The organism is Algoriphagus taiwanensis (assembly GCF_036245645.1).
Classification (GTDB): Bacteria; Bacteroidota; Bacteroidia; order Cytophagales; family Cyclobacteriaceae; genus Algoriphagus; species Algoriphagus taiwanensis.
Genome location: NZ_BTPE01000008.1, coordinates 36586 through 60595 on the forward strand (window position 1 = coordinate 36586; position 24010 = coordinate 60595).

The 24010-nt window shown below is 44.8% G+C and carries 18 protein-coding genes; 6 read left to right on the forward strand and 12 right to left on the reverse strand.

Translation table 11 applies throughout. The features are described 5' to 3' along the window. Positions 1–2 precede the first annotated feature (2 nt). Both AAA938_RS12160 and AAA938_RS12165 read right to left on the reverse strand, forming a co-directional pair. Positions 3–731, reverse strand: a complete 729-nt coding sequence (locus tag AAA938_RS12160; RefSeq protein WP_338229005.1) for a class I SAM-dependent methyltransferase — start codon at positions 729–731, stop codon at positions 3–5. Further along, entirely contained in the window at positions 718–3132 is a 2415-nt protein-coding gene (locus tag AAA938_RS12165) for a YfhO family protein (RefSeq protein ID WP_338229006.1), read from the reverse strand. The genes AAA938_RS12160 and AAA938_RS12165 overlap by 14 nt, the downstream gene beginning before the upstream one ends. 209 nt (positions 3133–3341) lie before the next feature. Here AAA938_RS12165 and ffh point away from each other — a divergent pair, with 209 nt between their 5' ends. From ffh to AAA938_RS12180, 3 genes are all read left to right on the forward strand, one after another. Continuing rightward, complete coding sequence (ffh, locus tag AAA938_RS12170; protein WP_338229007.1) at positions 3342–4679, forward strand: signal recognition particle protein; 1338 nt, start codon at positions 3342–3344, stop codon at positions 4677–4679. A 130-nt stretch (positions 4680–4809) separates the two neighbouring features. Then, on the forward strand, positions 4810–5937 hold the full coding sequence (locus AAA938_RS12175; RefSeq protein ID WP_338229008.1) for a 6-bladed beta-propeller: 1128 nt from the start codon (positions 4810–4812) through the stop codon (positions 5935–5937). A gap of 156 nt (positions 5938–6093) precedes the next feature. After that, entirely contained in the window at positions 6094–7281 is a 1188-nt protein-coding gene (locus AAA938_RS12180) for an ATP-binding protein (protein WP_338229009.1), read from the forward strand. A 269-nt stretch (positions 7282–7550) separates the two neighbouring features. Here the strand turns inward: AAA938_RS12180 and AAA938_RS12185 are convergent, their stop codons facing one another. The 7 genes from AAA938_RS12185 to AAA938_RS20295 form a co-directional block, all read right to left on the reverse strand. Continuing rightward, positions 7551–8027: a nucleoside deaminase gene (locus AAA938_RS12185; protein ID WP_338229010.1), complete on the reverse strand. Its 477-nt coding sequence runs from the start codon at positions 8025–8027 to the stop codon at positions 7551–7553. Positions 8028–8110: 83 nt separating this feature from the next. Then, entirely contained in the window at positions 8111–8785 is a 675-nt protein-coding gene (locus tag AAA938_RS12190) for an ABC transporter ATP-binding protein (RefSeq protein ID WP_338224162.1), read from the reverse strand. 10 nt (positions 8786–8795) lie between these two features. Next, complete coding sequence (locus AAA938_RS12195; protein ID WP_338229011.1) at positions 8796–10052, reverse strand: ABC transporter permease; 1257 nt, start codon at positions 10050–10052, stop codon at positions 8796–8798. Further along, positions 10049–11155, reverse strand: a complete 1107-nt coding sequence (locus tag AAA938_RS12200; protein ID WP_338229012.1) for an efflux RND transporter periplasmic adaptor subunit — start codon at positions 11153–11155, stop codon at positions 10049–10051. Before AAA938_RS12200 ends, AAA938_RS12195 begins: the two co-directional genes overlap by 4 nt. A gap of 77 nt (positions 11156–11232) precedes the next feature. After that, positions 11233–12435 (reverse strand): serine hydrolase domain-containing protein, encoded by a 1203-nt coding sequence (locus tag AAA938_RS12205; protein ID WP_338229013.1) that lies wholly within the window; start codon positions 12433–12435, stop codon positions 11233–11235. A gap of 56 nt (positions 12436–12491) precedes the next feature. Next, on the reverse strand, positions 12492–12728 hold the full coding sequence (locus AAA938_RS12210) for a DUF2442 domain-containing protein (RefSeq protein WP_338229014.1): 237 nt from the start codon (positions 12726–12728) through the stop codon (positions 12492–12494). Continuing rightward, on the reverse strand, positions 12706–12885 hold the full coding sequence (locus AAA938_RS20295; RefSeq protein ID WP_420915741.1) for a DUF4160 domain-containing protein: 180 nt from the start codon (positions 12883–12885) through the stop codon (positions 12706–12708). Before AAA938_RS20295 ends, AAA938_RS12210 begins: the two co-directional genes overlap by 23 nt. An 88-nt stretch (positions 12886–12973) precedes the next feature. Here AAA938_RS20295 and AAA938_RS12215 point away from each other — a divergent pair, with 88 nt between their 5' ends. Next, complete coding sequence (locus AAA938_RS12215) at positions 12974–13810, forward strand: alpha/beta hydrolase (protein ID WP_338229015.1); 837 nt, start codon at positions 12974–12976, stop codon at positions 13808–13810. A gap of 86 nt (positions 13811–13896) precedes the next feature. Here the strand turns inward: AAA938_RS12215 and AAA938_RS12220 are convergent, their stop codons facing one another. The 3 genes from AAA938_RS12220 to AAA938_RS12230 form a co-directional block, all read right to left on the reverse strand. Continuing rightward, complete coding sequence (locus AAA938_RS12220; RefSeq protein WP_338229016.1) at positions 13897–14880, reverse strand: virulence RhuM family protein; 984 nt, start codon at positions 14878–14880, stop codon at positions 13897–13899. Between the two features lie 183 nt (positions 14881–15063). Then, positions 15064–15555 (reverse strand): VOC family protein, encoded by a 492-nt coding sequence (locus AAA938_RS12225; protein WP_338229017.1) that lies wholly within the window; start codon positions 15553–15555, stop codon positions 15064–15066. Between the two features lie 11 nt (positions 15556–15566). Continuing rightward, positions 15567–17726: an alpha-glucuronidase family glycosyl hydrolase gene (locus AAA938_RS12230; protein ID WP_338229018.1), complete on the reverse strand. Its 2160-nt coding sequence runs from the start codon at positions 17724–17726 to the stop codon at positions 15567–15569. Positions 17727–17901: 175 nt separating this feature from the next. Here AAA938_RS12230 and AAA938_RS12235 point away from each other — a divergent pair, with 175 nt between their 5' ends. Together AAA938_RS12235 and AAA938_RS12240 are read left to right on the forward strand one after the other, a co-directional pair. Beyond that, positions 17902–21138: a UvrD-helicase domain-containing protein gene (locus AAA938_RS12235; protein ID WP_338229019.1), complete on the forward strand. Its 3237-nt coding sequence runs from the start codon at positions 17902–17904 to the stop codon at positions 21136–21138. Next, entirely contained in the window at positions 21135–23972 is a 2838-nt protein-coding gene (locus AAA938_RS12240) for a PD-(D/E)XK nuclease family protein (RefSeq protein WP_338229020.1), read from the forward strand. The genes AAA938_RS12235 and AAA938_RS12240 overlap by 4 nt, the downstream gene beginning before the upstream one ends. The last annotated feature ends 38 nt before the right edge of the window (positions 23973–24010 follow it).

The window sequence follows — 24010 nt, forward strand, 5'->3', positions numbered from 1 at the left end:
TTTTATTTGTTTGGAAGCCCGTATTTGAGGCGAATTCGGATTCGCTCTTTCAGGACAGCCCATTTGTTTTTTGGGGTTGATTTTTGAAGGGGTTTTGCTGCGCGAAAGACAAAGTACTGGTAGTCTTTTTCTTCAAAGAAAAGGGAATAGGTTTCCATCTTTTCGAGGTAAAACCCATTGGCTGTAATGTTTTTGATCAGGTCTCCTGAGTCCAAAGGCTGATCGATGACCTGTAGCTTTGCAGGCTCATTTTCGATCATCCACTGCAGGTAGCGAGGGGCAGGAATGTGGATAAAAATCACCGAATCCGAATGGGAATGCTTTTGGATTTTCTGAAAAAGCCGGAAATGCTGATTTACAGGGATGTGCTCAAGCACATCTGGGAATACAAAGAAATCGAAAGTCTCTCCTTTTTTGTCAAAGTCAGACATGTCGGAGACCTCGAAACTGAGGTTTTTTTGATCCTTCCAAAGCAATTTCGCTTTCTCGATACTTTCTGGTGAAATATCCACCGCAAGCACTTTCCCTTTGGGCACCTGCGTGGCAAGCAGATGGGATACTGTACCAATCCCACAGCCCACTTCAAGGATTTTGTGGTCGGATTGTAGTCCGGCAAGCTTTACCTTATCCAAAATGCTTAAGTGCCTGGAGTTTATTCCGGTTTTTTCCTGCTTCTCCGCAAATTGGTCGTAGAAGCTGACGACTTTGTCTTTATTTTCAGGATTGGACATGACTTTTTCTGAAAGTGAGGAAAATTCCGCCTGCCAACGCGATCAGGATCAAATATTGGAAAATAATGGTTGGGGTCTTGGTGCTGTAGTAGCTTGAAGGCTCAAAGGTAAAGACAATCTCGTGATTACCTTCCGGTATTTGCAAACCTCTCAGCAGATAGTTCACTCGCAGAATCTCGGCCTCTTCCCCGTCAATCGTAGCTTTCCAGCCTTTGGGGTAGTGAATCTCTGAGAATACCGCCAAGCCGCCACGAGTCATTTCGGCAGAATAGTTCAGCTGATTGGGCAGGTGTTCGGTCAAAGCAATTCGGCCCGTTCCTGCACTAATAGAGCCATATTCCTTCGTATTCAAGGTGGCTTGTACCTTGGTGTCGATTTCTCCCAAAAGGTCTATTTCCTCCTGATTGGAGGCCACGGGCAAAACTTCCTGAGGAATCCAGGCCGCCCCGTTGGCTTCAGGGTTTTCGAAAACAGAATTAGCCTCCGAGCCAGCCATCAGGTACTTGGTGTTGAGCATATTGATCACGCCGATTCCATTCCAGTCAAAGTTGCCTTCCTGAGCTTTTTGGACAAAATCCTGAATCTCAAACTGAAGCTGATTGTCTACCAAATCCTGATACCTTCTCAGCTTAGCGCCATGATAGCCGCCCAAGCTTTGAAAGCGATAGCTTGTTCTCGCTCCCTGAGTAAGTCCTTCGGTAAGCGAAAGCACACGAAAATAGTCTGTGTCCTTGGCAATTTCTTTTTCAGCAGGAGTTTCAGCAAAATATTGCCTGGAAGGATTTCCCTGAAAGGATTCTTCATTCAGGTATCGTCTGTTGATCGTCCATACATCTATGGTGATCAGTGCAATCAATCCTGCCCCGAGGATGAGCTCCGATATTTTTCCTTTCAGATAAAAATAAATCAAGCCGATGGAAAGTGCCACGAAGGCGAAGCTTTTCCAAGCTGAGGAAGAAAGCATGGCTTTTCGGTCGGACTTCAAAGCCGTGACCAGCCAATCCGGGAAATTGGCATCCGCCGCTCCCTCAAACCGGAAAAAGGCTCCCGAAGCCAAGGCCAAAATCAGGGTTAATCCTGCCACTATTCCTCCTGAAATCAGTAGCGGTTTCATTTCCTTGGTTTGGGATAAGCGCTCCAAAGCGATCATTCCCAAAACCGGGATAGCAAAAAGGGTCATTCCCAAAGCCATGGAAACTGCCCTAAACTTGTTGTATCCGGGCAAAATGTCAAAAAGAGCATAATTGAACCAAGCCAGGTTTTTTCCCCAACTCAGCATCAGCGAAAGGACGATGATCGTCCCGAAAGTGATCAGACTTTCTTTTGGCGCAGCCCAAATGCCCAAAATGGCCAAAAATACCAAAATCACACTTCCGTAAATCGGCCCACCCGTAAATGGCTGATCTCCCCAATAGGTCGGGGCACTTTTGACAAATCCATTGATCTGCGCAGGGTCCAATCCTTGTGCTCTCAGAGCTTTTTCTGAAGCAGAATCCTTGGAAAGGGGGGTATTGCTTCCGCCCCCGTAAAAGTCCGGGACGAGCAGAGTCAGGGATTCCATAATTCCATTGGACCAGCCAAAAGCATAATCTTTATCCAAGCCAGCTGAAGAAGTCTCCAAAGTGGCATTTCCCCTTGTGGAGTAGGGACTGTATTCCAAAGCTGTAGCCAATCGGGTGAGATTTCCGCCCACCGCAAGCAAGGCACCGATCACCAAAAAGCCCAAAGCTTTGGCCAAGGGGGCAAATCCTTCTTTTTTCCAGGAAAAAATCAGACGAACTGCTACATAAATCACCGAAATGATCAGTGTATAGTAGGTGATCTGTAGGTGGTTGAATTTCAGTTGGAGTACAAGACCTAGGGCCAAAAGGGCCGCGCCGAGGAGGTGTTTTCGCTCAAAAGCCAGATGAATTCCCGCCAGAATGAGCGGAATGAGGCAAACTGCCCAGATTTTGGCATTGTGTCCTGCCTCGAGGGAAAGCAGATTGTAGGTATTGAAGGAAAAAGCAATCGCACCGGCCATAGAGAATATGGGCCTCACTCTAAAGCTCAATAAAAGAATGTACATACCCACCATGCCGAAAAAGAGACCATTGATCGGGTGGGGGAGTCCTAGGGTAAGAATAGAAATCAGCAAATTCGTAATGTCGCCGGGAAGCTCCAGACTAATAAAGTAGGTTGGCATCCCTCCAAACATGCTATTGGTCCAGAGCAATTGCTCGCCCGTCTCAGCCCGATAATCGAGGACTTCTTTGGCAGAGCCTTCCCATTGAAGGATATCCCCTTGGAAGATAATCTTACCGTCAAAGACCATGGGGGAAAAATACAGGACAACGATAAGGTAGAAGAAAAGTACCCCGATCAGGTGGGGAAGAATGTCTTTCTGAAATTGAAGTTTCATGCAGGCCGTGTTGAAGTACGTTCGGGCTGCAAATTAGGGATTTCGTGGGAAAGAGTGAGAGGAAATGACTTTTGATTAGTGCTCACAGATGCCACAGAAATACACAGATTTTTTTCATCTGTGCCCATCTGAGGCATTTGTGAGCTAAACAAAAAGCAGGTAGAAATGCCCAAAATCATTACTTTTGCACCAAATAGCCGAAAAGCCACATGTTTGATAATTTAAGTTTGAAGCTGGACCGGGCCTTCAAAACCCTGAAAGGAACCGGAAAAATCACCGAAATCAACGTTGCATCTACCGTAAAGGAGATCCGAAGAGCCTTGATAGATGCCGACGTCAACTATAAAGTAGCCAAAGAAGTCACCGACAAGATCAAGGAAGAGGCCATGGGCCGGGATGTCTTGATCTCCGTTTCTCCGGGACAACTCCTAGTAAAGATCACCCAAGAGGAGTTGACCAAGCTCATGGGAGGCTCCAAAGTGGATATCAAGCTCAGCGGAGACCCTGCTGTGATTTTGATCTCCGGTTTGCAGGGTTCGGGTAAGACCACTTTCACCGGAAAGTTGGGTGCCTTCTTGAAAAAGAATGGTCGCCAAGTGCTATTGGTCGCCTGTGATATCTACCGGCCTGCGGCGATTGATCAGCTGAAAGTGTTGGGAGAGCAGATTGGGGTGGAGGTATACGCCGAACCGGAAAATAAAAATTCCCTGCAGATCGCCAACAATGCGATTGCTCATGCAAAGAAAACCGGAAAGAAAACCGTAATCGTCGATACCGCGGGCCGCTTGGCGGTGGATGAACAGATGATGCAGGAGATTGAACAGCTGAAAAAAGCGCTTAATCCATCCGAGACCTTGTTTGTGGTAGACTCCATGACCGGTCAGGATGCGGTCAATACTGCCAAGACCTTTGACGAGCGATTGGATTTTGACGGGGTAGTCCTGACCAAGCTGGATGGGGATACCCGGGGTGGTGCCGCGATTTCCATTCGACACGTGGTCAATAAGCCGATCAAGTTTATTTCCACGGGAGAGAAAATGGAAAATCTGGATGTCTTCCATCCAGATCGTATGGCCCAGCGGATTCTGGGCATGGGTGACGTGATCTCTTTGGTCGAGCGTGCACAGCAGGCCTTTGACGAGGATGAAGCCAAGCGAATCAATGCCAAAATCCGTCAAAACAACTTCAATTTCGACGATTTCCTTTCTCAGCTGGAGCAGGTGAAGAAGATGGGAAATATCAAAGACCTGATGGGAATGATCCCCGGAATGGGCAAAGCAATGAAAGGCTTGGATATTGATGACGATTCCTTCAAGCCCATCGAGGCAATTATAAGAAGTATGACTCCCAAGGAGCGTCAGCAGCCGGACATCATCAACGGAAGCCGAAGAAAGCGAATTGCAGATGGCTCCGGTAGAAATATCACCGAGGTGAACAATCTCATGAAGCAGTTTGACGACATGCGCAAGCTGATGAAGCAGATGAACAAAATGGGTGGTGCCAAGCAGGCACTAGGTCGTATGATGCCTCCCGGAGGAAGAAGATAAAAATCAGAAGTATAATTTATAAAGAATGAAAACCCGGTCTGAAAGGATCGGGTTGTTTTTTTGAAATAAATCGTACCGCTTGGGAGATTTTTAGGTGATGTTTTAAATTAGAACCTACTTTAAAATTTGAATGAGAAACATAGGCTTTTTTGCAATTCTTTTTTTTGTGGGATGTAAATCAATCGATCCAAGCCTTAGGGTCAAAACAGTAACAATACAACCCCAATCTCAAGAAATCAGATTTGAAGAGGTCTTTTCAAAGGCTAAGGCGTTGAATCTTTCTGGCGAAGAACTGCCTTTGTCAGTTTACCGGGTCATTCCATTGGATGAAGGTTTTTTAATCTTGGATGGGAAGAAACAACAGGTTGGTTTTATTAATTCAGAAGGAGATTTTAAGACAGTAATTTCCTCCGTGGGTGAAAGTCCAGGTGAATTCTTGGAAATCTGGGACTTAAAGATTAATCCCCAAAACAATAAGATTTTTATTCTTGACAGAAAGGTTAGAAAGCTTTTGATCTTCTCCGATTCATTTGGATTTGAGACAGAGATTCCTATCAAAAAGGAATATGCATCTTCACTTCTTTCATTTTCGGTTTTATCTGGAAATGAAATTCTCTTCCAGACCAGTGGGAGTTCAGGATATAAGTTTATGAGGTATGATATTTCTTCCAAAAACTTTGAATTTAAGGTGCCGATCGATCAAGAGTTTGAAGGGCTTGGTTTCGGCAGCGATCGGTCTATGTCTGTTTTGAATGACCAAGTTTCTGTGATTTATCCCCTGAGCAATAAGATTGAACGATATGACAGATTCCTGTCTAGGAAAGAGGATTTGTTTGTTGATTTTCAGGGATTTTCGATCACCGAGTCGGAGTTGAAACAAGTCGCGTACGATCAAAATCGAATGTTTGATTTGATACAAAATGATAGAAATAAAAAAACTCACTCTTTCGGAATTGTTGAATTAGATCGATACTATGTGATTTCCTACTATTTAGGATCGTTTCGAAATGGGGATTTTTTGAAATCCATTGTTGAAAAAAGTACAGGGCACACTAAGACCTACAATACCATAAAAATCGGTGATGTGGAGGTAGATCTTTTACTTATGGGAAATGGGAAAGGAGATGAATTGATTTTTTCCCTAAACCCAGAAAAATTGGAGCGTATGTCTGATTCTCAAATCCATGCTTTATCCAAAAAACTAAAAATTTCAATAGATAAAAACTCTCCTTTGTTGCTTTTCTGTACCTTGAAATAAGACTTTTTTTTCATCAGGTAAAGTCTAAAAAATAATCGGTCTGAAAGGATCGGGTTTTGTTTTGCAAAATGCAATAATTGTTTTCTGTAAAAAACAATTATTTATAATGTTTTTTATAAAAAACAAATTGTATTTTTGTTTCTTATAAAAAACAGTATGGATCGTTTAATCACCTTATCCAAAAGGAAGCTAGAAGTCTTAAGTTTTTCATTTGCACGATATCTTTTTGAAAAAATAGATTGGGAACAAAGGCTGATCTTGATTCTGGGACATCGTGGCGCAGGAAAGACTACACTTATGCTCCAGAAAATGCAATCGGAAAAAAGGGAGGAGTCCATTTACCTCAGTTTGGATGATTTTTATTTTGAAGGAAACAGATTGGTGGTGCTGGTGGAGGAACTGTATCAATTAGGCTATCGAAGATTTTTTTTGGATGAGGTGCATCGCTATGAGCATTGGTCGGTGGATCTAAAGACCCTTTTTGATCAGTATGAAGATGCCTATTTTGTGGTCTCTGGCTCTTCGATTTTGGGAATTTCAAAAGGAAATGCAGACCTCTCAAGACGTGCTGCCCAATATGTATTGGCGGGAATGTCCCTCAGGGAATATATCGAACTTGAAAAAGGGATTTCGTTTCCTGTATTAAGGTTAGAGGACTTGCTTTCTAATCCACAGGAATTGACCATGTCAATTACCGATCAGGTGGATATTTTATATGTTTTTCGGGATTATTTGATTTTTGGATATTATCCATTCTATAAACAAGGGAAGGAGCTCTACCCGGAAAGATTGATCCAAACCACTCACCTTGTGTTGGAGATGGATATTGCACCTTTTGAGGAATTGACTCACAAAACCATCCAAACGATGAAGAAGCTCCTTTACATCATCAGTGAGTCGGTGCCTTTTATCCCAAATGTAAGCAAGCTGGCTGAGCGATTGGGAGTGTCAAGGAATACAGTGCTGAAGGTATTGGACCTGCTTCATCAAGCCCAAGTGCTCAATTTGCTGAGATCATCTGTTCAGGGAGTTTCTTTTTTGCAAAAACCCGAGAAAATCTATTTGCATAACCCAAACTTGGCTTTCGCTTTGAGTCCTTCAGAAGTGAACTTGGGAAATGTCCGCGAGACTTTTTTCTTTAACCAACTTCAAGTCCTACATCAGGTGAGTTTTCCGAAGTTTGGAGATTTTAAGGTAGATCAAGGATTTTACTTTGAAATCGGCGGACCCAATAAATCAGCACATCAACTTCAGGGAGTTCCCAATTCCTATTTGGCCCTGGATGGAATCACGACTGGAAATTCAAACCGGATTCCGCTCTGGGCCTTTGGTTTTTTGTATTGAGGGAAAAGGAAATTATTAATTCTGATTATACGCTATTCTGCCAGTTGACAAATTTTCCTTTGAATTTGGGCTGGAAGACCGATGACGGAAAGCCTGCCCCGAAGGATTTCGGGGACCGAAGTAGGCAAAAAATTGGTGTTTACTACATCTTTTCGCCTTGTAAGGAAGCTAATGGCAAAGTACCGTATATTCATATTATTAAATTCCCAATTGAAAAATTCCAAGTGAATGAATTTTTTCCGATTCCCTTTCCTCCTAGCTCCTTAACTTCAATACAGCGTCTTATCTCCCTTTTCTTTCCAGATTTCAAAGGCTTCTAAACTTTCCTCCCTCAGCAAATTTTCCATAGGGATTTTTCTTTCTGAGGGTTTGACTTCGATTTCCTGATAGATAAACTCATCATCAAAACCTGCATCGGCAGCATCTTCTTTGGTACAGGCATAAAAGACTTTGCTCGGTCTCGCCCAAAAAATCGCTCCCAAACACATAGGGCAGGGTTCGCAGGAAGTATAGACCTCACAGCCTTCGAGTTGGAAATGATTGAGGTTTTTGCAAGCATCCCGGATCGCCACTACTTCGGCATGGGCTGTTGGATCGTTGGTTTTCAAAACCATGTTGGAACCCTGCCCGATGATCTTTCCGTCTTTGACGATCACACAGCCAAAAGGGCCACCATTACCGGCGAGCATCCCCTCCTTGGCCAAAGTGATGGCTTTTTTCATGAAGTCTATTTGTGCTTGTTCCATTTTGATTTTTGGTTCACTGATGAAAAATTGAGGTTGAGATGTCCTTCCATTTTCCATACGTTTTATGGCAGAAGGGGATTTGATCAATGCCGGATTACCTTCCCGTCTTCCATCTCGATGATTCGGTCTGTGCCCTCGGCAAATTCCGGATCGTGGGTCACAATCAGCATGGTCTGCTTAAACTCCTGAGCCAATTCCTTGAATTTGTTGTAGACGATATCCGAATTTTTCTTGTCCAGATTGCCTGTGGGCTCGTCTCCCATGATCAGCAGGGGATCATTGATGAGGGCACGGGCGATGGCTACCCGCTGTTTTTGACCTCCGGAAAGCTGATTGGCCTTTTTCAGTGCATGCTCCTGCATATCGAAGATTTTCAGCTTTTCCATGGCCCGGTGCTCTAGTTCCTCTCTGGAATATTTCTCCAACTTCAATCCCGGAATCATCACATTTTCCAATACGGAAAATTCATTGAGCAGGTAGTGAAACTGGAAAACGAAGCCGATTTTCTCATTTCTCAGGTGTGCCAGGTAGTTTTTGGGTTTGCCGGAGATCAGTTCCCCATCCATAAATAGCTCACCCCGGTAATCCGTGTCCATGGTGGATAGAATATAAAGCAGGGTGGATTTGCCGCAACCTGATTTACCCACTACAGAAATAAATTCTCCTCTTTCCACCTGGAAACTTACCTTTTTCAGGACTTGAGTCTCCGTGGGGTTATAGAAAAACTTGTCAATATTTTTGGCTTCCAATACCTTCATTTGCTTTGGGCTATTTTCCTCGAATGATTTCCACCGGATCCACTCCTGAGGCTTTTCTGGCGGGGAAAAAGCCTGCGAAGTAGGTCGTAATCAGACTGAAAATCCCTCCAATTAGGTAGTATTTGGGATTGTAATCCACAGGAAAGGTCTTAACGGTAGGAAGAGCGTCTGTTTCAAAGGGGACTTGGTCAATTCCCAATCCAGCCAAGTAACCAAAGATCAGTCCTAAAACCCCTCCGACAATCCCTATTGAAAGGGCGATCACAATGAATATCCGGTTGACATCCTGACTGTTGAACCCGATGGCTTTTAGGATGGCGATGGTATCCAGCTTTTCGTAGATCATCATGTTCAGGATATTGTAAATCCCAAAACCTGAAACCACCAAAAGGGTAATTCCAACTGCGTAGCTGATCAGAGTACGGATTTGTGTACCCGTCTCAAATTGGGCATTGACTGTCTGAATATCATCTGCATCGATCTGGAATATCCCTCCAAGCTCTTTTGCCATGGAAGGAGCCTGATTGAAGTCATGCAGCTTGACCTGAATATCGGTGATGTAGGAGGTAGGTTCTCCCAGCATTTTTTGTACCGTGGAAATGGAGGCGTAGCTGTTGGTATTGTCAAAATCTCCCAAACCACTTTGGTAATAGCCGACCACTTTCAGCTGTACCCGATTGCCTTGTGCAGTGGTGACCTGAATGACATCGCCGATGTCGGCCATCATTCGGTCTGCCGCTCCTTTTCCCAAGATGATTGTATTGATCTGATTTAGATCCTGATAATTTCCCACCGTGACATAATCTTTGAAGGCAAACAACCGGGCTTCTTGCTCCACATCGATTCCATTCACCACACCGGTCAGGTCAATCGTTCCGATATTGAAAAATACCTGAGCGGAGATTTTGGCACTGACGCCGAGCACCCTGGAATCATTTTGAAGGGTTTGGATGATGGATTCACTGTTGTGGATGGTCAGTCGGCTGGTACTGGGTTTGATCGAGCGGATTACATTCATGGAATTCTGAAAATCCGGACTGAGATCGATGGGCTGATTGGGATTGGGTTTGATTTCGTTGTAGAAGCGGATATGAGGCGTCCTGTTCAGTACCAAACCGTCAAGAAGCGTATTCAGTCCGTTCATGAAGCCAAGCAAAGCCACAAACATGGTGATGCTGAACATCACTCCGGTGGCAGCCACTAGGGTCTGCTTCATTCTGGCCAGCATCAAGGCCTTGGCAATCTCCAAAATCAATCCCCACTTCATTGATTGGGCTGAATTAGTTCGGTAGTATTACTGACCCCTTCGAGGATTTCTGCAAACTGGAAATTCTTGATTCCCACTTTTACGGTCAGCGTATCTCCATCTGAGGTAATGACCTGATTTTCTCCCAATAGGTAATTTCTTGGAATCACCAGAGTTTTTAAACTCACTTTTGTGACGACATTGGCTTCCAAGCTAAGGTTCGGATATAGCTTTGGGGGAGCTTTCGTGAAGACCGCTTCCAGCGTGAAGGTTTTGGACTTGGAATCCATGATGGGGTACACCTTGGTGACCTCAGCTTCAAAAGTCTCACCTTTGTAGCTGTCCATGCTCACGATTACTGGCTGACCTACCTCTACTCTGGCGATGTCATATTCATCTACCTGAAGCTCGAGGATAAAATCACCCGGACTGCCAATGATGGCAAGGGGAGTTTGAGGATTGGCCATTTCACCAACTTCCTTGAGCAGGGAAAAAACAACTCCATCGATTTTACTTTTAAGGGTAAACTCATTTTCCACCACTTGGCTGATGGCGAGGTTTTTTCCGGCACTTTTGGAATTATATTCGATTTCCCGCTTCAGGTCTCTATACCGTAAAAGGGATGACTCGTAGCTGGTTTTTGAGTTGCGGTAGTTAAGCTCTCGCTGTTCGAGTTCCACAGCCGTACCGATTCCCTTGTCCCAAAGATTTTTGGTACGTACCCAAAGCAGGGAGTCATTGTAGAGTTTGTTTTTGGCAAAGCTGATAGCCAATTCCAGATCCCGAAGGCGGGTTTGGTTGGCTTGCTGATCTGCAAAAGACTGGGCAAGCTGGGCATTTTCCTTTCTCAGTTTTTCAGCCTCATTGTAGACCAAAAGGATGGGGGCCCCTGCTTTTATCGTATCACCTTCCTTGACAAAAACCTCCTGAATGGGGCCGGAGGCCATCGTAAAAGCCTCGTATTGATTTTTCGCTTTGACCAAACCGGAAGCATAAACTGATTCGGTGATGGCTTTGTACTCAGGAAAAACAGTTTCCTCACCTTCTTTTCCGCAGGAAAAAAGAATGAGAGAAAACAGGAGTCCCACCCAAATGGAAGATTTATTCAGCAAGAAACTGGACATAGTGCTGCATCGATAAGCTACACAAACATAAGAGAAGCGGTTTGGGGAAAACCTGAGAAATGTCATTTCTGGGCTATTTATTCAACAGCCTGGTAAATCATCTGCCGGAAGCGGTTTTCGTAGTATGAGCTAAAAGGACTTACCTGGGTCATAAAAATGGCCACTAAGTCTTCCTTAGGGTCAATGAAGAAATAGGTGCAAAAGGCCCCACTCCAATAAAAGGTGCCTTCCGAACCCAAGGCATTCGTATCGGCCAAATCATCGATCACTGCAAAACCAAACCCAAATCCCTTCCCCGGATCCAAGAATAGTCCATCGTCATGAGGCAGAGTCATCAATTCCACAGTTTTGGAGCTGAGGTAGCGTTTGCCTTCCCACTCTCCCCCATTGAGCATCATCCGGGCGAATAGGGAATAATCATGGGCAGTTGAAAACAAGGCATTGGCTCCTGCAAAGACGGTATTTCCTGAAGTTGGTGTTTGTCTTTCAGCTATAATCAGTTTTCCTTGCTCGTTATAAGTGTGGAGGGTGACCATTCTTTGGTTTTGCTCATCATTCAGATTGTATCCTGTATCCTTCATTCCCAAGGGTCCAAAAAGCCTTTCCTGGAGGAATTCAGCTGGGTTTTTTCCCGAAATAACTTCAATGAGCCTAGCTAGAATATCCGGAGTAGCCGAATAGTACCACTGCTCACCCGGCTGACCAATCATGGGCAGTTTGGCATAAGCAGACACTCGGGTAGCTATGTCGGGATGGGGCGTATAATACAAGCCTTCGATTACCTCTTTGTCCACTTTGGAGGAACCTAGACCATGGGAAAACCCGGCCGTATGGCTCATCAACTGGGCGAGAGTGATCGGTGACTTTAAGGGTTCCAATCCTCCTTCTGAGCCTAATTCGGGATCTTTGGCCACTTTGGCGTCCTTAAACTCCGGGAGGTAGAGGTGCAGGGGATCATTCAGGAAAAAATGCCCCTCTTCATACAGCATCATGAATGCCGTCGTGATGATCGGCTTGGTCATGGACTGGATGTAGAAGATCTGATCTGATTTCATTGGGGCTTGGGTAGAAATATTACTTACCCCAAGTGCCGACTCATGGACTTTTTCTCCGTTTTTGTAGACTAGCGTGATTACCCCGGGTAATTTTCCCTGATCAATTTCATTTTGAAAATAGGCATCGTAGCGGGCAAGTCTTTCTGGAGAAAGGTTAGTTTGTGCAAGTCCTAAATAGCTGATGAACAGGGCTAAAAGGAGGGTTGAAAGGGTCTTTTGGATCATGTTTTTGAATATAAAAAAGACTCGAATTTTCATTTCGAGCCTTGTGGTTATTTGCTTTAAGAAATTAATTCACTGACCAATAAATCTTCATCCAGGTCTTCCCAATGGATTCCTTCTCCATTTCCTATGAATCTCCATTTTTCAAGTTGTTCCTTGGTTGCTTCTCGTAGTCTTGGAAACCATTCGATCGGAATCCCAATTTCCCGACCATCCTCCATGAAAATGGTCATTTTTCCATTGGAAAATGAAAGATCAACTGCCTGATTTGATTTAAGATTTGTTAAAGTACTCATCCCAACTTGATTCAATTAGTTTCAGATTATCTTGGATCAAAATACGAATTTCTCGCAATTCGGAAGCGGAAAACTTTTTGGAAACGACCAACTGAATAGGGTCTAGAAAAAACTTAGCCGTTTTCCCGGACTTTTCAATGTGAATAGGCTTAGGCAAGTGATCGTTGCTTTAAAAGAAAAATCTAAACCCATTTTGCTTGAATATGGTCGGCATCAGCATAAATTTAAAGAAATCAATTCAACTTATGCCACATTTAGAAACTTCCTATACCGCTCACGATGGACAAAAACTTTACCTCCAAGCGTGGATGCCGGAAGCTCCCAAGGCAGGTTTGCTAGTCGTGCATGGTCTTGGTGAGCATAGCGGAAGATATGCCTATTTCGCAGAAAAAATGAATGAAATCGGAGTTGCGGTTTTCACTTTTGACGGAAGGGGGCATGGCAAATCAGCTGAAGGGAAACCCACCGCCTATTTTGATTCTTACCTTGATTATTTGAAAGACATCGATGCGCTGTTTGATAAAGTCAAATCCTACCTTCCTGGACTGAAAGTTTTCATTTATGGACATAGCATGGGTGGAGGCTTGGTGGCAGCCTATGTGTTGAAGTATTCACCTAAGGCCGATGGGGTGATTTTAAGTTCTCCTGCGATCAAGGAAGCTGAGGGTACTTCGGCGCTTTTGATTGCTGTATCGGGTCTGATTAATCGTTTCCTCCCTAAGCTGAAGGTTTTGAAACTGGATATCGCAGGGGTGTCCCGCATTCCGGAGGAAGTGGAAAAATACAAAAATGACCCGCTGATCTATCAGGAAAATATTCCTGCCCGAACGGGCTATGAGATCTATCAGATGATGCAGTTTATCCAAGGAAAAGCGGAGGAATTCGAGTTGCCCTTCCTGCTGATTCATGGAGATGCAGATCGATTGACCAACCCCAAAGGATCAGAACTGCTCTCCAAAAAGGCGAAATCCAAGGATAAAACCTTTTTGACATTTCCCGGAGGGTATCATGAGCTGATCAATGATCTCGACCGAGAAAAAGCAATACAGGTAATGGTGGATTGGGTGGGAGAGAGGATTTAAGTTTTATCAGCAAGGGGTTACATAAGATAGGAGGAGGCGGAGAGGTTTTTAATTGCTAAAGAAGTAAAATACGGGTTTTAAGGCCCTTATTTCTTTAACTTCTTGATCAATCGATCAAAATCGGATTCATACCTTTTGTCTTGAAAAACCCGAAATTTATCAAATTCCCCTTCGGCCTTTAGCTTGGCCTCCAGCATGCTTACTCTTCCCTTGTCCCTAAGAATGGGATAGCTGGAAAGTTCAAGAAAGCTATCCAGAAACTTGGCCCATTGTTGCATGGAAAAGGCCCTACCTCGCTGCGCATTGTTTTCTGCAAGATCCAGGTAGGCAGAGACGATGCGATTGAGTTCCCCGATATGTTGACGCGAAAGATAGTTTTTGGCGATGGACACATCGCTTTTTTGGATTTTGCCATCGGGAGCATCCTTCCATGTCTTCAGACCCATGTAAAGTTTGGTAGCGTCAGCTTCATCGTAGATGATCTCCGCGGCCGTTTTACCAGTGATCGCCCAATGAAGTTTGTTTTGCACCATGGCAAAAAACTCCTTGGTTTGGACACTTTGGGGGTCGTAATCGGTGCTCAGAGCATAGAGATCAGTAATCTTTTGGTAAAACCTTCGCTCGCTTGCCCGAATCTCCCGAATACGCTCCAGCAACTCGTCAAAGTAGTCCTGGCCAAAGTGCTTTCCCTGCTTCAGTCTCTCATCATCCATCACAAATCCTTTGATAATAAACTCATTCAGCGTTTGGGTGGCCCATTTGCGGAAGTCGGTAGCTTGAATCGAATTGACCCGATAGCCTACTGCCAAAATTGCTTCTAAACGATAGAATCGGGTAGAATAGGTTTTGCCATCAGAGGCAGTTGTTTCCAAAATGGAAATAACTGAATCTGACTCAAGCTCCCTGGTTTCGAATATATTTTTTAAATGCTTATTTACAGCAGGCACTTTCACTCCAAACAATTCAGCCATTGTCTTTTGAGTCAGCCAAAAAGTACCTCCTTGAAAATAGACCGACACGTTGACGGTTTGTTCCGCATTTTGGAAAAGTAGGATATCTCTAGGTTTCATAGGAGGTCTTTTAGTTCAATTTTAGAATTTCAATAGGTCTTAAAGTAGTTTATTATCTGTGAGATATAGCTTAAAACCATCTTATAACTCTGAAAAATTTATTCTAAAGATAAATTAAAGTCTAAAACGAAAATTCTATTGACATGTAGAGAGGGGGATTTAGAATGAAAAATCTTTCAAAAATCAGTTTTTGATTTCTCCCAAAAGCCCTTCCAAATCCAATCTTCTGGTGTACATCGTCAATTCACCATTTTCGTCCTTGGGCCAAAGCTCCCTCGGTCTATCCCAATATAATTCCACTCCATTTTCATCAGGATCATCCAGATAGAGCGCTTCCGACACTCCATGGTCAGCCGCCCCAGTCAATGGATACTTGGCTTCAATCAAGCGTTGGAAAATCAGGGCTAAATCCTTTCGGGTGGGGTACAAAATAGCGGTATGAAAAAGCCCTGCTGAATTTTTCGGGGCTGGTTTGCCACCTTTGCTTTGCCAGGTATTCAGCCCGATGTGATGGTGGTAGCCTCCTGCAGAAATAAAGGCTGCATCTTTTCCGTACCTCATCACCAGTTCAAACCCGAGTAGACTACAATAAAAATCCAAAGATCTTTCCAGGTCACTTACTTTGAGGTGGACATGCCCGATTCGGGTAGCTGAAGGGATAGAGTAGGGTTGCATGAGAAGAATTTTTACCAACGTGGACGAATACCGGGAGCGAATGGAAAATCCAAGCTTTTGAAATACTCCAAATCCCCTTGAGGTTGCTCGATTTCAGTTGGGAAGGGACGCTTTGCGAAAGTCTGGAAATACAGTAGGCAGGCATTTCTCCACCATTCTGCTTCCTGCACTTGGATTGCCAAAAGTTGACTGACATGGGAAAATCTTTCAGGATCGATTTGTCCCTGAAGCGAATCCCATTGGGATTTCATTTCTCGGGCTGTTTTCACTCCCTGATCATAGTGTAGGCCTATTCCCTCCCAGAGGGTATTTCCTGACTTCAGTTCAAAATCCCATGGTAAGTGATGAAACCAAAGCAGATGCTTCTCAGGAATCTGATTTGGATCAGACCAAACCTGCGAAATTTCATGGGCATATTGTCCCAAGGCATTCGAGCCTGTGGCAGTCCGATCAAATCCAATTCCCAAACTATCCGCCCGATGATAGTAAAGTGAAGTCCAGTCCGCTCTTCCGCCTTCCACCCAAGGAGCAGGTCCGTAGTGATGGCTTCGGCCCATGATATGATGCAGGCCGAGGGGATTCATGTAGTTGACTGCCGCTTCACGGGATTCCAACATGATTTCTTTGGTTTTGGAAAGGACTTCGGGGTTTTGACCGAAAGTCATTTTTATCCACTCTTGGGCAATTTCCTCTGAATTTAAGTAGGGATTCCAAGCTTGTCGTCCGAATGCATACCAATTCGCCTGTCCAAACAAATGTCCGGTCCAGTTGCGATCAGTACCAATGTTGGAGACTCCAGCCATAAGGGTGAGTTTTTGTCCAGAATCACTTCCATCGATAATCCCTGCTACCATGGAGCTGGGAGTGGGGCGGTAGGTTTTGCTTCGCAAAGTTTCTTCCCACATTGGGGCTAGATAGACTAGCTGTGTGGCTTGTCCCAAGTATTCTTGGGTGATCTGAAACTCCATCCCCAAGTTGGTGTTTTTCACTGCTCCGAAAAGAGGATGGAAAGGCTCTCGAGGCATAAAATCGATCGCCCCGTTTTTCACCTGAATAATTACATTATCCCTGAATTTTCCATCCAAGGGTTCAAATTCCAAATTGGCCTGCTTATGTCGGTCCTCATCGATCTCATGGGAATAAACAAAGGCTCTCCAAATGACAATCCCTCCATATGGCGCTAAGGCATCGGCAAGCATATTGGCTCCTTCTGCATGGTTTCGACCATATTCATGCGGGCCCGGCTGCCCTTCTGAATTGGCCTTGACCAAGAATCCCCCAAAGTCAGGGATAAAGGAATACATTTCCTCGGTTTTCTTTTTCCAGAAAGCAATCACATCCGGATCCAGCGGGTCAGCTGTTTTCAATCCACCGATTTCCATGGGGGCAGAAAACCTGGCAGTCAAAAAGACCTTGATGCCATAGGGTCTGAAAAGGTCCGCCAATACCTTTGCTTTTTTCATAAAGTCCGTGGTCAGAATTCGGGCATTGGCATTGACGTTGGTCAGGGAAACGGCATTGATCCCTAGGCTGGCATTGGCTCTTGCATAATCTATATACCGGGGATCGATGTAGCCCGGAAGCTTGTGCCAATCCCAAATCGAAAAGCCGGCATAGCCCCGCTCCACCGTTCGATCCAGATTGTCCCAATGGTTGAGCATGCGAAGCTTAACTTTCGGAGCATCAGATTTTTCAGATTTAGGATCAAAAGTTTCAGTTTGGATGCTTTTGAGCCAATCAAAGACTCCATAAAGTATCCCTACGGGCTGATTGCCAATGATAGCATAGTAGCTTTTTCCCTGAAAATCGATCGATCCTCTCCAGTATCCCTCGGGGCCGAGGTTCCGGATTTTCATCTGAGTTTCCAGTCCAAGAACTTGGGCAAGTTCCTCTCGTGTACCCAGCCAAAGCCGGGTTCGATCCAACCTTTCTTGGGTGAATACAGGATCTTTACCCAGCATCTTATTGCCAGCAATTTGAAGTTCTTTTCGAATTACCTCTTGGGTTGGCTCTTGTCCGAAAAAATAGATTCCGGAGAATAACGTCTCAACTTCGGTTTTCAAAGCAGAGGATTCGATTCTCGGGTAATCCAGCCAAAGCTCATATCCATCCTTTGAAAAGGCTGAAATTGAAAAAAGGGTGAAGAAAAAAACGGCGAATAGGTTTTTCATAGGTTTAAAGATTTGCAAGGTTAAGTTGGCCAAAAAACCACGGAAACTCAATTCCGATTTTTTTGAAGGAATCTGAAAAGGTTAAATGGTTTTGTGACAATATTCGTCACGGACTTCCTTCAGATTGGGAATTAAAGAACTTGGTTACCTATCTTCAAGCCTTACTTTTTTCGAAATGGAAAACAGACCTTTTATTATTTACAAATCCTCAGCGGGCTCTGGAAAGACCTACACGCTTACTTTGGAATATCTCAAGTTGGCTTTAGCTCATCCCGGGGCTTTTCGGCAAATCCTTGCGGTGACTTTTACCAACAAGGCAACCGCCGAGATGAAGGAGCGGATTTTGGAAGTCTTGGAGCGCTTGAGTCATGAGGTTAGGCAGGGTGAGTTCTTAGATATGCAGTTGATGAAGCACCTGAATCTGGACGCAGAGCAACTGAAAACCAGAGCTAGAAATACACTGCTGAGCATTCTTCACGGGTATGGCTATTTTGCGGTAAGCACGATTGATTCATTTTTTCAGAAAGTTATCCGCTCGTTTGCCCGAGAGATGGATCTACAGGCCAAGTTTGATCTCGAAATGGATACAGACGCCGTTTTGGAGCGATTGGTGGATCGATTGGTGGAGAAAGTAGCCCAAGACAAAAACCTGCGTGCTTGGCTGATTGGCTATGCCGAGGAACAAATTGAGGAGGGAAAATCCTGGGATATCCGAACTGGCATTAAAGGTCTGGGAAAAGAGATTTTTCAAGAGAGATTTAAAGCTTTCCGATCCCTTTTTCAGGAAAGCGTGGCGAAGGACGGCTTCTTGGGAGACTTTAGAAAACAAATCGAAGCCGAACGCCGGAAGCTTATTGCGGAGGCGGAAGAAATGAGAGAAAAGGCGGAAGCCATCCGGGCTCAGTTTGGTTTGGAGTGGACGGATTTTAAAGGAAGTTCAAAAAGCTTTGCTCTTCGTTTTGCCAGATTGGGAGATCCAAAATTTCCCTTTCCAGAACTGACAGAAGTTATGCTTCGGGATTTGCCAGATTCAGCCAATTGGTTTACCAAAGGATCAAAAAATGCCTCTAGCATCATTTCGGCAGTGGATTCGGGATTAGGCGATATTCTTTTTTCTTGGCCTGAAAAAGTCATCCAATGGAACACCATTTCAGCTTTGAAGCGAAACCTGAATGCCTTTGGCGTTTTCCGGGACCTGATTTTGGAGCTTCGAGACCTGAAAGACGAAGAAAGCATTCTGCTGATCTCCGATGTCAATGATTTCCTTAAAGAAATCACCCAAGGCAATGACGCTCCTTTCATCTATGAAAAAATCGGCAATCAGTACCGCAACTTTCTGATTGATGAGTTTCAGGATACCTCGGATTTTCAATGGTCCAGCTTTCGGCCTCTGCTGGAAAACTCCCTGGCCTCCGGCAATACCAATTTGCTGGTTGGGGATGTGAAGCAGTCCATTTACCGCTGGAGAGGAGGAAAGCTGGAGCTTCTTTTGAATGAGGTTCAAAGACAGATCAGAGAAGAATTCATTGTGGTCAAAAACCTGGCTGTAAACTATCGCAGTCTCCCAGGAATCATTGAATTCAATAATACGATTTTTGAAAAACTGCCGGCTTTGATGCAGATCGGTATGCAAGATGGATTTGGAGTGGATGCCCAAAATCTGTTGGCAGATGCATTTCTTGAGGTTAATCAGGAAATTCCGGAAAAGAAAAAGGGGCTGGAATTTCAAGGGAAAATTCATCTTGAGTTTAGAGAGAAAAGTACTTCGAAGAATTACTCCGAAGAGGAAGAGTCGGAAGATGAGGAAGCCGATTCCGGTGTCTTGGATAAATTGCCCGGTTTGGTGATGGAACTTCAAGACCAGGGCTATGGGCCGAGTGATATTGCCTTTTTGGTCAGGAAAAATGCTCAGGGGGCTGAAATCGCAGACCGCTTAATGAAGCATCAAAGAGAAAACCCGGACTCGAGATATAGTTTTGATGTGCTTTCGGAAGAATCACTCTTTATCGATAAATCCATTGCGGTAAAGTGCCTACTTGCCTTTTTTACCTATCTCAACAATCCCTCAGACAAGGTAGCTCTCAAAACCCTTTGGCACTACTATGCCTTGCTTCACAAGGTGGAATTGAGCCATGCTCTTTTTTACCAACGGAGCCTTCCCGAGACTTTAAAAGAAAAAGAACTTCAGCTCTTGGCTAAAGAAAACAGCCTGCTTCAGCTTCCTTTGGTCGAGTTGATGGAGGAGGGCTTATCCTTTTTGGGATTGACTGAAAAGCAACAGGACTTGGCCTACATTTCAGGGTTTAAGGAGGCAGTGTTTGATTTTGTGAAAAAGAATCGGGCTGACCTTTCGGGATTCTTGGATTGGTGGGAATTGAACAAGGGCAAACGAACGATCAAAATCCCCGAAGATCACGATGCCATGCGTATTTTGACCATTCACAAGTCCAAGGGCTTGCAGTACAAAGTGGTGATTATGCCTTTTTTGGATTGGAAAATCGTGGCTACAGGACTGCAGGCACCTGTGATTTGGGCTCCCTATCCCCAAGAAAATCCTCTAACGGTCGTTCCGCTCACTCACCAAAGCGGATTGCAGAATTCACATTTTAGCAGCTTCTACGACGATGAGGTGAGGTTGGCCTATCTGGATTCTCTCAATATGCTTTATGTGGCCTTTACCCGGGCAGAGGAGGTGATTTGGGGCTATTCGGATTTCAGTCGGACCAAGGATGGAATCAATCTCAAGCAAACCGGAAATGTGCTGTACACTCTTTTTTCCAATGGTTTTCAGCTATTAAATGGTTCTGGCGAGGGCTGGAATCCGGAAAAATTGACTTTCGATTGGGGAGAGTGGGGGAGAAAACTGCCTCCGAAAGTCGAAAAGCCAAAGACTCCTGTCGGCTTGCGCTGGGAAATTCTGGATTGGAAAGAAAAACTCAAAACCCGCAACTACGCCTGGGATTTTTCTGAGGAAGGCTTAAGAGCAAGGAATCAGCGAAAATTGGGTGTGATCATCCACGAATTGCTGGCAGATTCCCAAAGTCTGGAGGATGCGCTCCGACTACTTCGGGAGTTTACTTTCGAAGGGCGATGGGACGAAGAAACCGCTGCGGAGGTAAAAGTCCAATTGGAGACGCTTTTTGCCTTGAACCAAATTCAAGACTGGTTTAGTCCTGCCTATCAATCGCTTTCAGAGCAGGGAATTTTGCTTCCTGGTGGTGGTCAAAAGCGCCCAGATCGAATTTTAATCGGAAAGGAAAAGGCCTTGGTAGTCGATTTTAAAACCGGAGAAAAGCGGGAAAGCCATCTTCAGCAGGTGAAAGAATACATGGACTTAGTGAGCAAACTGAGTCAACTCCCGGTCAAGGGCTATCTCTGCTATCTCGAACCCACAGAAATTTTGGAAGTATGAACCCATTTTTGAAAGAAACCGCTCAGAAAATTCTTGAATCGGGTCGAGACCTGAAGGAAATCACCGTGGTCTTGCCCAACCGACGTGCGGGCTTGTTTTTTACCCGATACCTCGGTGAATTGATCGAAGAGCCGGTTTGGATGCCGGAGGTGATTACCATCGAGCAGCTGTTTTATCGATTGGCGGGAAATACGCCGGCGGATGATCTGACTTTGATTTTTGAGCTATACGAGCTGTATCGGCAGATTCAGACCGAGCCTGAGGATTTTGACCGGTTTTACTTTTGGGGAGAATTGATCTTGAAAGACTTCAACGACTTGGATCAATTTCTGGCGCCTGCCAAAACGCTCTACACCAATCTGGCCGAAATCAAGGAATTTGAATCGGATTTAAGTTATCTCACAGAAGAGCAGAAAGAGCTGATTTCTCAGTTTTGGAAGGCATTTGAGCGGCAAAACGAATCCGAGCAGGAACGCTTTCTTCGTTTTTGGCAGATATTGGCCCAATTGTACGAGAGTTTTCAGGCGAGACTCCGGACGGCAGGTTTGGCCTATTCCGGACAGCTGTACCGTCAGGTTGCTGAAAATACAGGAGAAATTACAAAGCCTGAGAAGCACTTCGTCTTTGTGGGTTTCAATGCCTTTACGCTGACCGAGGAAAAGCTGATCAAGCATTTTGTCAAAGAATTCGGAGCGGAGATCTTTTGGGATGTGGATTCCTACTACTTGGATGATCGATTGCAGGAAGCGGGTTTGTTTTTCAGGGATTATCAAAAAGATGCGGTTTTGGGAAAAACTTTTCCGGAGGTGATACCCGCCCAAATCAGCCAAAAAGCAGCCCAAATCCATACTCATGCCATTCCGCTGAAAACCAATCAGGCGAATTTGGTGGGGAAAATTTTAGAAAGTGTAAATGCTGATGAAGCCTTGGAGGAGACAGTCATTATCCTTCCCGATGAGCAACTGCTTTTTCCGGTCCTTCACACGATGCCTGAATCAATCCCCAAGCTCAATGTGACCATGGGCTATCCGATCCGAAATGCGCCTATCTATGCCTTTTTGGATGCGGTTTTGGACTTGCAGCGCTTTGCCAAGTGGAAAGGAGGAAATGTCTTCTTTTACCACAAACCGGTTATTGACCTGTTGTCCTTTTCTTATCTGAAGACCTCCGATTCTGAATTTGCTGCGCAACTCTCTGAAAAGATCAAAACGGAAAACCTTCTGGATGTACCGGTGGAGGCTTTGGCGAAAGAGGGAACACTTTTTCAGCTGGTTTTCCAAAAAGTAGAGCCGCAGGACCTCTTTGACTATCTCGGATCCATCATCCAATACCTGGCGCAGGACCTCAGAGAGGATGTGATCCAAAGAAGTTATCTATATCAAGCCTTCAAGCAGCTCAATCGGCTTAAGGAAATCTTCAAAACCAATTTGGACAAAACAAACAAGATGGATTTTGTCCTGAAGTTGTTCAGGCAGATTTTCCGTGAGTTGAAATTGCCTTTCGAAGGGGAGCCTCTTCAGGGATTGCAGATCATGGGGGTGCTGGAATCAAGAAATCTGGACTTCAGAAGGGTGATCATTTGCGATGTGAACGAGGGCAGCTTTCCTCCCGGTGGTGGGATCAATTCCATGATTCCGTTTAATCTCCGTAGGGCATTTGGCTTGCCGGTTCAGGAGCAAAACGATGCGATTTATGCCTACACCTTCTACCGACTTTTGCATCGGGCAGAAGAAGTCCACTTGATTTACACCACTGCTGCCGATCAAGGAAAAGCCAATGAAGTGAGCCGGTTTGTACAGCAGATGCAGGCTGAGCTGCATATTTCCAAACCCGAGCCTGTGATGATTCCGGTGGAGCTCACGCCAAGTCAGGAGATCCGACTGGCAAAGACCCCGGAGATTTTGGATCGGCTAGCGCTTTATTTGAAAAAAGAGGAAGGGGAGCCATTTGCCAAAAGTTTTTCTGCTTCGGCACTTTCCATGTACCTGGATTGTCGTTTGAGATTTTATTTCCGGTATGTGGCGGAGCTAAAAGAGAAGGAAGAGGTAGTCTCGGAGATCGACCCCATGACATTTGGAACCCTTTTGCACAGCGCAATCGAGCTTTTGTATGCCGTCGATCAGGGGAAATCCTATCGGGATATCGACTCCCACACCATTGACCGACTGCGGGAGCAAGTTCCTGTGGCTGTAGACCGGGCAATCAAGATATTTTACTCCAAGGAAGGAGATGAGGACTTCGAGCTGAGCGGTCAATTGCTTATTGCCCGAGAGGTATTTATCAAGTACGTGAGAGAAATCCTGACCTATGATCAGAAAAACGGACCCTTCAGAGTCATCGGTTTGGAGAAGAAATACCTGGCTGGAATCCCCGTGGAAACGGCTCAGGGAAGGGTAGAGGTCGCCCTTCAGGGCGTAATCGACCGAATGGATATCAAGGACGGAGTGGTGCGGCTACTCGACTACAAGACGGGTAAGGATAACAAGAAAGTCAATTCAATTGCTTCTCTTTTTAACAGGGATGATGATAAGCGGAATAAAGCAGCCATGCAGACTTTACTTTATGCCTACTTCTACCAGCACAGTCATCCTGAAAACCAGCTCCCTCTGAAACCCGGGATTTTCAATATCAAGGAAATCTATGACCCCAAATTCAACCCATTTTTAGTCATGAATAAAGAGGAAATCAGCGATTACCTGGACTTTGCTGAGGAGTTTGAACAAGGGTTGAGTGGACTTTTAGCAGAAATATTCAATCCGGAGGTTCCTTTTGACCAAACCGAAGATGAGAAAAAGTGCTCCCACTGCGCGTATAAGGAGATCTGTGGGAGGTGATTTCGGTAGGCAGTTTTCCGTAGGCAGTATGCAGTTTT

Excerpts from the sequence above, each read along its gene's own strand:
- AAA938_RS12165 (WP_338229006.1), bottom strand. The coding sequence starts at position 3,132 with ATGAAACTTCAATTTCAGAAAGACATTCTTCCCCACCTGATCGGGGTA.
- AAA938_RS12180 (WP_338229009.1), top strand. The coding sequence starts at position 6,094 with ATGGATCGTTTAATCACCTTATCCAAAAGGAAGCTAGAAGTCTTAAGT.
- AAA938_RS12235 (WP_338229019.1), top strand. The coding sequence starts at position 17,902 with ATGGAAAACAGACCTTTTATTATTTACAAATCCTCAGCGGGCTCTGGA.
- AAA938_RS12185 (WP_338229010.1), bottom strand. The coding sequence starts at position 8,027 with ATGGAACAAGCACAAATAGACTTCATGAAAAAAGCCATCACTTTGGCC.
- AAA938_RS12210 (WP_338229014.1), bottom strand. The coding sequence starts at position 12,728 with ATGAGTACTTTAACAAATCTTAAATCAAATCAGGCAGTTGATCTTTCA.
- AAA938_RS12205 (WP_338229013.1), bottom strand. The coding sequence starts at position 12,435 with ATGATCCAAAAGACCCTTTCAACCCTCCTTTTAGCCCTGTTCATCAGC.
- AAA938_RS12215 (WP_338229015.1), top strand. The coding sequence starts at position 12,974 with ATGCCACATTTAGAAACTTCCTATACCGCTCACGATGGACAAAAACTT.
- AAA938_RS12195 (WP_338229011.1), bottom strand. The coding sequence starts at position 10,052 with ATGAAGTGGGGATTGATTTTGGAGATTGCCAAGGCCTTGATGCTGGCC.
- AAA938_RS12175 (WP_338229008.1), top strand. The coding sequence starts at position 4,810 with ATGAGAAACATAGGCTTTTTTGCAATTCTTTTTTTTGTGGGATGTAAA.
- AAA938_RS12190 (WP_338224162.1), bottom strand. The coding sequence starts at position 8,785 with ATGAAGGTATTGGAAGCCAAAAATATTGACAAGTTTTTCTATAACCCC.
- ffh (WP_338229007.1), top strand. The coding sequence starts at position 3,342 with ATGTTTGATAATTTAAGTTTGAAGCTGGACCGGGCCTTCAAAACCCTG.
- AAA938_RS12240 (WP_338229020.1), top strand. The coding sequence starts at position 21,135 with ATGAACCCATTTTTGAAAGAAACCGCTCAGAAAATTCTTGAATCGGGT.
- AAA938_RS12225 (WP_338229017.1), bottom strand. The coding sequence starts at position 15,555 with ATGCAACCCTACTCTATCCCTTCAGCTACCCGAATCGGGCATGTCCAC.
- AAA938_RS12200 (WP_338229012.1), bottom strand. The coding sequence starts at position 11,155 with ATGTCCAGTTTCTTGCTGAATAAATCTTCCATTTGGGTGGGACTCCTG.
- AAA938_RS12160 (WP_338229005.1), bottom strand. The coding sequence starts at position 731 with ATGTCCAATCCTGAAAATAAAGACAAAGTCGTCAGCTTCTACGACCAA.
- AAA938_RS12230 (WP_338229018.1), bottom strand. The coding sequence starts at position 17,726 with ATGAAAAACCTATTCGCCGTTTTTTTCTTCACCCTTTTTTCAATTTCA.
- AAA938_RS12220 (WP_338229016.1), bottom strand. The coding sequence starts at position 14,880 with ATGAAACCTAGAGATATCCTACTTTTCCAAAATGCGGAACAAACCGTC.